This is a genomic window from Bacteroidales bacterium, assembly GCA_012517825.1.
GTDB lineage: Bacteria > Bacteroidota > Bacteroidia > Bacteroidales > JAAYUG01 > JAAYUG01.
The window spans coordinates 1-8,214 of record JAAYUG010000019.1 but is presented as its reverse complement, the minus strand read 5'-3'; the positions used below and the strand labels follow the sequence as shown (position 1 = coordinate 8,214).

9 protein-coding genes and 1 tRNA gene are annotated in these 8,214 nt (G+C 46.3%); 4 read left to right on the top strand and 6 right to left on the bottom strand.

From position 1 onward, the window contains the following. The 3 genes from GX419_01425 to mqnC all read left to right on the top strand — a co-directional run. A partial coding sequence (locus tag GX419_01425) for a hypothetical protein (GenBank protein NLI23351.1) occupies positions 1-275 on the top strand: 275 nt, incomplete at its 5' end. A gap of 2 nt (positions 276-277) precedes the next feature. Continuing rightward, entirely contained in the window at positions 278-760 is a 483-nt protein-coding gene (locus GX419_01420) for a hypothetical protein (GenBank protein ID NLI23350.1), read from the top strand. A 205-nt stretch (positions 761-965) separates the two neighbouring features. Continuing rightward, entirely contained in the window at positions 966-2,069 is a 1,104-nt protein-coding gene (mqnC, locus tag GX419_01415; GenBank protein NLI23349.1) for a dehypoxanthine futalosine cyclase, read from the top strand. A 1-nt stretch (position 2,070) separates the two neighbouring features. Here the strand turns inward: mqnC and GX419_01410 are convergent, their stop codons facing one another. The 6 genes from GX419_01410 to GX419_01385 all read right to left on the bottom strand — a co-directional run bounded on the left by GX419_01410 (position 2,071) and on the right by GX419_01385 (position 7,757). Continuing rightward, the gene (locus GX419_01410) at positions 2,071-3,063 is read right to left on the bottom strand and encodes a DUF4837 family protein (GenBank protein ID NLI23348.1); all 993 of its coding nucleotides are present in this window, start codon (positions 3,061-3,063) and stop codon (positions 2,071-2,073) included. 626 nt (positions 3,064-3,689) lie between these two features. Beyond that, on the bottom strand, positions 3,690-3,890 hold the full coding sequence (locus tag GX419_01405) for a twin-arginine translocase TatA/TatE family subunit (GenBank protein NLI23347.1): 201 nt from the start codon (positions 3,888-3,890) through the stop codon (positions 3,690-3,692). Positions 3,891-3,991: 101 nt separating this feature from the next. After that, entirely contained in the window at positions 3,992-5,311 is a 1,320-nt protein-coding gene (gene rseP, locus GX419_01400; protein NLI23346.1) for an RIP metalloprotease RseP, read from the bottom strand. Positions 5,312-5,321: 10 nt separating this feature from the next. After that, complete coding sequence (locus tag GX419_01395; GenBank protein ID NLI23345.1) at positions 5,322-6,476, bottom strand: 1-deoxy-D-xylulose-5-phosphate reductoisomerase; 1,155 nt, start codon at positions 6,474-6,476, stop codon at positions 5,322-5,324. Further along, positions 6,473-7,345 carry a M23 family metallopeptidase gene (locus tag GX419_01390; GenBank protein ID NLI23344.1) on the bottom strand — a complete coding sequence of 291 codons (873 nt, stop codon included), beginning with the start codon at positions 7,343-7,345 and terminating at the stop codon, positions 6,473-6,475. Before GX419_01390 ends, GX419_01395 begins: the two co-directional genes overlap by 4 nt. Positions 7,346-7,364: 19 nt before the next feature. Next, the gene (locus tag GX419_01385) at positions 7,365-7,757 is read right to left on the bottom strand and encodes a dethiobiotin synthase (protein NLI23343.1); all 393 of its coding nucleotides are present in this window, start codon (positions 7,755-7,757) and stop codon (positions 7,365-7,367) included. Positions 7,758-8,024: 267 nt separating this feature from the next. On the opposite strand from GX419_01385, the gene GX419_01380 reads away from it, so the two are divergent. Further along, a tRNA-Met gene (locus tag GX419_01380) sits at positions 8,025-8,096 on the top strand. The last annotated feature ends 118 nt before the right edge of the window (positions 8,097-8,214 follow it).

The following is an 8,214-nucleotide window of genomic DNA, read 5'->3' as shown; positions in this document are numbered from 1 at the left end:
TGGCCTTGTGCGCAGGCATCCTGGTTAACCCCGCTGTAACGAAGTGGAAGCGGCCCGTAGGGAACATTGCGCACTTTTTCTGCGCAATGTGGGTTAAGCCCGGATTGCGCATCAGGAGTGTAAGCGAACTGATGCGCAGTGCGCTGGCCTTGCGCGAAAGCATCCGGGCAAATCCCGCTGGAACGAAGTGGAAACGGCCCAAAGGAGTTAAAGCATTCCTTTCCTTGCTACTTACCTTTATAGAACCTATATTTGTAAATGAATTATTGCCCTGACGATGAAAAAGTATTTCAGGCACGAAGCAGCAAAACAGGTTGCTGCCCTCCTGCGGTATGAGTCGTATATCGTTACCCTTGCCCTGCTGGGCCTGCTGATTAATACACTTGACAGCAACTACGGAAGTTATGTCATCACTTTCGCGCTGAGTACGCTGATTGTTTTATACCTTTTCAAAGCATATGTAACTCCTGACGATAAAAAAGCTACGGCCTGGGAACATTTTATTGCTAAACTTACCATGCTTTCATCGTCGGTTGTTGTTGCCGGTATTATTTTTCTGCTGTTCCGGTGGCCAGGTGATATACCCATGCTCCTTACCGGAGGCTCTGCTCTCTTTCTTGCCCTTCCTTTTCAGGTTCATTATATAACCAGCCGTCCCGATACAAAAGTTACAGAAGGATCAATGATTCTCCGTACGGTGGTTCTTCTCTCAGTGCTGATTCTTCTTTTTTTCTGGTCGAACGGAATCATCGGAAAATAATTCTTTTTCTTCATCTGTTCGAAGATGGGATTTCTGATCACAAACTTTTATCTGCCCACCAATGCAATCAATCTCCTTCATCCGAGGGCAATCCTGAAAACCGGAAATACTGGATTGATCGGGATGGAGGCTTGATCCTGGAAAACCGCAAGGCAGGCATCGGGAAAATGTGAAGGTACTCTGAAAAAGAAATTATTTTTGGGCCATGGAACACAATGAACATCATTTGCTCAGGAAAGCTCTTGCGGGAGAATTTTTAAGCGCCGAAGAAGGGGAAGTTCTGTTCAACGAAGAGCCTCTTGATCGGCTTATGGCGGCGGCGCACAGCATACGGCAGAAACTGGTCCCCGGAAACGAAGTGGGCTGGATCATTGACAGGAATATCAATATCACCAATGTTTGTATTTCAGGATGCCGGTTCTGTAATTTCAGCAGAAAACCGGGCGATCCCGGCACGTATATTACTACACCGGAAGAATACGATGCAAAAATAGCGGAACTTTTTGCTATGGGTGGTAGGCAGATCCTTCTTCAGGGAGGCATGCATCCCGAACTGGGTCTCGATTTCTATACCACTTTGTTCAAACGGCTAAAGGACAAATGGCCGGAATTGAAACTTCATGCTCTGGGCCCTCCTGAAATTGTGCATCTCTCCCGAATGGAGGGCCTGAGTTACCGCGAAGTGCTCGAAGAACTTGTCAGGGCTGGACTCGACAGCCTTCCCGGTGCCGGTGCGGAAATTCTTTCCGACCGCGTGCGGAAACTGGTATCCCCCGGCAAATGCTCAACGCAGGAATGGCTCGACGTAATGATCGAAGCACACCGGCTCAACCTGCCCACTTCGGCTACCATGATGTTTGGTCATGCCGAAACGCTCAGAGAACGCATGGAACACCTGGTGAGACTCCGCGAAGTTCAGGCCGCCAAACCAAACCACGCCTGGGGTTTTATAACCTTTGTCCCATGGACTTTCCAGGACGAAGGAACCTGTCTCAAAGAAAAAATGGGAATCACTTGCAATGTTACTGCATCAGAATACATAAAAATGCTGGCCATCAGCAGGCTGATGCTTCCGAATATCCGCCATATTCAGGCCAGCTGGCTGACGGTAGGACCAGATACTGCCCAGATATGCCTGTATGCGGGAGCCGATGACCTGGGTTCGGTAATGATAGAAGAAAATGTCGTTTCTTCAGCGGGAGCAAATTATCGGCTCTCTCCGGAAGACCTCAAAAAACTTATCATTTCCGCTGGCTTTGTACCAAGATACAGAAATCAGAAATACGAAACAATTGAAAAGGCTGTTTGAACTATTCAGGAAAACTAATGGTATACGCAATGGCTTCGAGCTGGAAAAGCCAGTTTCTTTTCTGCTGGTTGGGAGCAAATACAAATCCGTCCACTGTCACAATACGCTTCCTGACATGATCAATGGTGGTGACATTAATAAAGGGGCCTCCCATAAATCCTTTTTCGACTGTCCACAGCCCTGAGAGCTGGTAAAATATTTGATTTCCGAGCCTGTTCACATCAAACAGAGGTTCAAAAATCTTTTCTGTAGTCATATAGGAACCGGGATCTTTGCCCGGCACATTCCGTCGGAGAATTTCATTTCGTTTGGCCAGTAAAGCCTGTTTTGTGAGCTGAAGGGTATCCTTATATGGATAGGTCCAGATGAGTAAACCAAGAATATTGTCTCCCCTCATCTGCTCAATCCATACAAAATTGCCTGTATCAACCTGTATGGCAAAGCCCTGGGGTATAGACAAAGAAAGGGAATGATTTTTCAGCAACTTATCATGAATGTTTTTGTCATAGTATTTCTTGTTCAGCTCGACAGTGCGCAGTCGTTCGGTATTGAGGATTGTACCCACAATCTGCTGACTGTTCTGAACGAGCAGATCAATGACAGCTGCCTGATTGGGCCCCTGCAGTTCGTATATAATCTGGGTTTTGGCCGACACATCCCGGCTTAGTAACAGCCTGGCTTTATCGTACTGGTTTCCAATACTGATAATTAGCACATTGCGGTAGGTTTGAAAGATCCCTTTGAATCCGTCAGGCTGAACATGCCGGAGCGTCAGAATAGGCTCTCTTTGAGGAAAATACGGAATGGGATAAGCCAGAAGGGAACGCATGGTATCTCCAAGAACTCCCTCCCACTGATATTTGGGCATTACTACAAGAACATCATAGGCAGTCCCCGCAACGGGAGGCAACATTGGACGCTGGTTTTCCTTACAGCCGGCTAACAGAAGCAGAAAAACCGGAATCTGGCTCAAAATCAATAAAGTTCGCTTCATGACGCATGATTTAAATCTTCGATAAAAGTACAACATATTGACGAAACACCCATGAATTACAGACACAAAAACCTATGAACAAAATTCAAACCATGGGGGTTCCCCCGCTTTGGCGGGGCAGGCTATCCGGCCCTTAAAAATCAATTTTGTTCGGAGGAAACTCTGTCGAATAGCTTATAATATCGCCCCTTCGGGGCTCCGGAAATTATTCTGTGACTTTATTCTACTACAATAATGCCGCCCTTTCAGGGCTCTTGTTTTTTTTATGCAATTCGGTTCTGAAAAATTTTCTATGCATTCCGGCATTCACAACAGCCCGGGCTACTTATTTTGCCATGTCAGCGCACATGAGGTTCCTGTTCATAAGAAAATTTTCTTCTGGGAAATGGTAGTAAGCTTTTGTTTGCGTTTTCCGAGTTCCGAATACAGGCAGAATATTACGCATAGCGACCTGTGCGCGGTTTACGGTAAAATTCCCTAACAGAAAATCTTACGGTTGGCGTTTACAGGCAACCGTTAGATTTTCTTATACTTGAGGTACTTTTTGGGTAGCTGACAGAAAATAAAAAACCCCCCAATGCCTGAATAAAAGCGTTGGCAGGGTAATGCATCTTTATATGAGCGTATCAGGACTTTTCTATGGGTTTCTTTTCAGAATCAGAACTTTCTTCCTCCAGTCTCGAGGCTTTTTTAAATTCCCTGATTCCTTCGCCTAAACCCTTCATGAGCTCAGGAATTTTGCGACCTCCAAAGAGAAGCAGGATGATGGCAACAATGAGAATCACCTGTCCTGGCCCAATCACGCCCAGCAAAATAAAAGGATTCATAATCTTCATTTTTAAAACATCGTACAAAGATACAAAATATATTTCGATTTTTAATGATTAATGATGGCTCATGCCGGTGTAAATTCCTGAAATCATTTCTTTTACCGGAAAAGCTTGATAATATCATTGAGGTTGGCATAGAGAATAAGTGCCAGAAGAAGGCTCATCCCAACAATCTGGGCATACTCGAGGAATTTGTCCCCCGGCTTCCTCCCCGTCACGATTTCATAAAGGAGGAACAAAACATGCCCTCCGTCAAGTGCCGGAATGGGAAGAATGTTCATGATAGCCAGAATGATGGATAGGAAGGCCGTCATCGACCAGAATGCCTGCCAGTCCCACTGGCCGGGAAAGATGCTCCCGATGGTTATGAATCCGCCTAACGATTCGTACCCTTTGGTTTTGCGTGAAAAAATCAATTTAAACTGACGGATGTAATCAATACTGGTCTGATACCCCTTTTGTATACCGGCCGGAATAGCGGCAAAAAATCCGTACCGCAGATGTTTGATCTGGAAAAAGCGGCTGAGATCTCCGACGGGATAAATACCCAGCAGGCCGGTTTCAGGCACCCTGAGACGTATATCAACAGGATTCCCTTTGCGGATAACAGTGACCGTAACACTGTCGCCTTTATGCCTGGAAAATGCCGACCGGAATTCGTCAAAAAAGACATAGGGCTCTCCATTAATGGCCACCAGACTGTCCTCTTTCTGAAATCCAGCCTCACGGGCAATTGAGTTTTTGGTAAAATCGCCCACTACAAAAGGTATGCGAACATCCACAAAACGCGGCTTCTTCAGGAGAACTGACACCAGGGTATCCGGAACGGAAATCGTCAGCATCTGGCTGTCGCGCCTAACCTGAATCGTTCTGGCATCCTCCAGGGCAATCATCTTGATAATGTCGTGAAAGTCCTCAACCGGTTTATTGTCGATGGCAACAATATGATCGCCGTTCTGCAGGCCAATCTGCAAGGCCAGCGAATCGGCCATAATGCCATACCGTGCATTTTGGGCCGGCAGGTAATCTTCGCCCCATACGAACAAAACACTTATGTAGATAATAAACGCCAGCAGAAAATTCACCAGCACCCCTCCCAGCATAATGAACAATCGTTGCCAGGCAGGTTTGGAACGAAATTCCCAGGGCTGCGGAGGTTGTTTGAGCTGCTCTTTGTCAAGCGATTCATCAATCATTCCCGCTATTTTAACATAACCACCCAGCGGTAACCAGCCAATCCCGTACTCCGTCTCTCCCCTTTTCACCTTGAACAGGCTAAACCACGGATTAAAAAACAAGTAGAATTTTTCAACCCTGGTCTTGAATAATCTGGCAAAAACAAAATGCCCTGTTTCATGCAAAATAACAAGAATCGAAATGGAAAGCAGAAATTGAATAATCCTTATCAGAATTTCCATGTAACAATGTTTAAATTAATATTCGTGCAATTTCCCGTGCCAGCCTGTCGGAACGATGATAATCGTTAAGATCAGGAACAGCAATATATTCAGATTTTTCCAATGTACGGCTGATAATCTCAGGAATTTTTGTAAAAGCAATTTTCCCTTCAATAAATGCCCCAACAGCAACCTCGTTGGCTGCATTCATTATGCAGGGCATGTTCCCTCCTGCCCTCATGCAATCGAAAGCAATCTGCAAGCAGGGAAATTTCTGCACATCAGGGGGTTCGAACTGAAGATTCATGGCCTTTCTGAAGTCCAGCCTGGGAAAATCGGATGGTATGCGCAAAGGATATCCCAGAGCAAACAAAATGGGCAAGCGCATATCCGGCAAACCCATCTGGGCTTTAATGGAACCATCACGAAACTGCACCATGGAGTGGATGATGCTTTGCGGGTGAATCACCACTTCAATCTGATCGGGAGACAATCCGAAGAGCCACCGGGCTTCAATAATTTCCAGCCCCTTGTTCATCAGCGAGGCAGAATCGATGGTAATCTTGGAACCCATACACCAGTTGGGATGCCGCAGTGCATCTTCCAGCGTTACTTCATGCAGTTTGTCAGCAGGCAGGTTCCGGAAGGGGCCTCCCGAAGCTGTCAGAATGATTTTTTCTGCTTTATTTTCTTCTTCTCCGATGAGACACTGAAATATGGCCGAATGTTCCGAATCAACCGGCAGAATGGAAACATTTTTCCTGCGGGCGAGCCGGGTGACCAGTTCTCCGGCTATGACCATTGTTTCCTTATTGGCAAGGGCAATGTTCTTCCCTGCTTCAATAGCACCAATCGTGGGCTCAAGACCGGCATAACCAACCAGAGCAGAAAGCACAACCTCTGTTCCGGGCAGTTTCACCGCTTCGTTTAGCCCTTCCCGCCCTGACAGCACTCTGATCCGGTAACCTTTCAAAGCATCCCTTACCTGAGGGTATTTTTCCTGATTGCCAACCACCACCACTTCGGGCAGGAATTCAACAGCCTGCTGAATGAGAAGATCCGTACGGTTGTTTGTAGAAAGAACATCCACCCTGAAACGTTCCGGATTGGCTCTGATCACTTCCAGAGCCTGCGTTCCGATGGAACCGGTCGAACCAAGTATCGCTATGCGTTTCACAGAAATCAGAACAGTATATAATCTTCCGGATTGACCGGAATGCCGTTATGCCAGAGTTCAAAATGCAGATGCGGCCCCGAGGTATACTCTCCGGAATTGCCCACAATAGCGATTACCTCGCCTGCCTTTACCATGTTGCCGGTCTGTTTGAGAAGCTCGGCATTGTGCTTGTAAACGGAAATAAGATTATTCGGATGCTGAATGACAAGCAGATAGCCGGTTTCGATGGTCCAGGCCGAAAGAAGTACCGTCCCGCTCATCACTGACTTGATGCCTTCGCCGGGCTGGCATACAATATCGGTACCATAATGTCCGGTTTGCGGATCAAATGAATTGGTTACAATACCCCGGACAGGGGGAAAAAACAACTGGCTTGCAAAGTTTGTATATGCCACAGGAGAAGACGTTTCCTGACGCGGAATTACACTGAACTTGTCTTCCTCCTCCACCGACTGCCGGAGCATACTATCCTCAGGTGACCGATGAAAGGCAGCAGGAGTAACAGGTTCGACTGCCTGCTGGGATGTATCAGAAGAAGAAGGGGGTTTCCCTGACAGGATGTCACTAATAATCTGCAATTTCTGATCACGCAGGGCTATCTGGTATGAAAGGGAATCAAGCTGTTCGGCCGCCTTTAACGCCCTGAGCCGCATCTCTTCCGTAGGGTAACCCGGAATCAGCTCTCTTACCGAAGTGTAAGCAATGAGTACATAAAAAAGCACAATCATTGCTACAAACGAAGTACCCAAAATCGCAAGCAGGTTCAGCGGAGTAAGCTTTATAAACCATACTTCACTGAAGGTGTCGTCGTTGTAAATAATGAGCCTGTACTTGTTTCTGAGCTTTGTCAGAAAACCATTGCGTTTTTCCTTTGCCATACGAACTGTGTCAGTTAAATTATTCCTGTCCGTCTGTGACCTTCACATCAACCTGTTTGCTTTGCCACAAACCATGTTTTGTACAATTGGCCAGGGCAGTCAGATTCATACTTACAGAGGGAACAAGATAAAAATCGACCTCAACCTGACCTGGTTTCCCTCCCAGCATACCTGGGGTAAAATGGACCTGGGCCAGAAAGGTCTCCCTGTTCCAAAGCTGAATAAAGCTGATATAATGATCCCCTTCATCCGGGTGCTGGTACTCATCCCCAATCACCACTTTTACCCGGAACTTCTCCCCCCTTTTCGCCGTACTTTCACAGATTATTCTGGGAGAATGCCGGTCAAAATAATCCCTGCGCACTTCCTTTTCATCGGCAGGTATATCAGTTGCTTCAAAGATACGAGGCATAGAGCTCTTTTTTAGGGCATCAAAATTACGATATTATTTCGACAAGCTCAATAACCCTATTTCGACAAGCTCAATAACCCTGCTTCGACTAGCTCAGCAACCTTGCTTCGGCTTGCTCAGCAACCTTATTTCGACAAGCTCAATATCAATTTCCACAAGCTCAATATCATTGCAATGAACCCGAAAAGTATGTTTGCAGAATTGAATAAAATCTTTTACATTTGCACCTGCTTAAAAGAAATGGAAAAATCTGTTTAAGCTTAATACTGCGGGGTGGAGCAGTGGTAGCTCGTTGGGCTCATAACCCAAAGGCCGTTGGTTCGAATCCAACCCCCGCTACAACCGGTAAAGCCAGTGACGAAAGTCTCTGGCTTTTTTCTTTCTGAGAGCTGCCAGATCCCATCTGAGCAGATCGAAGAAAGAAAAAAGACAAAGGGATGCGAAGCAGACCTGGCTT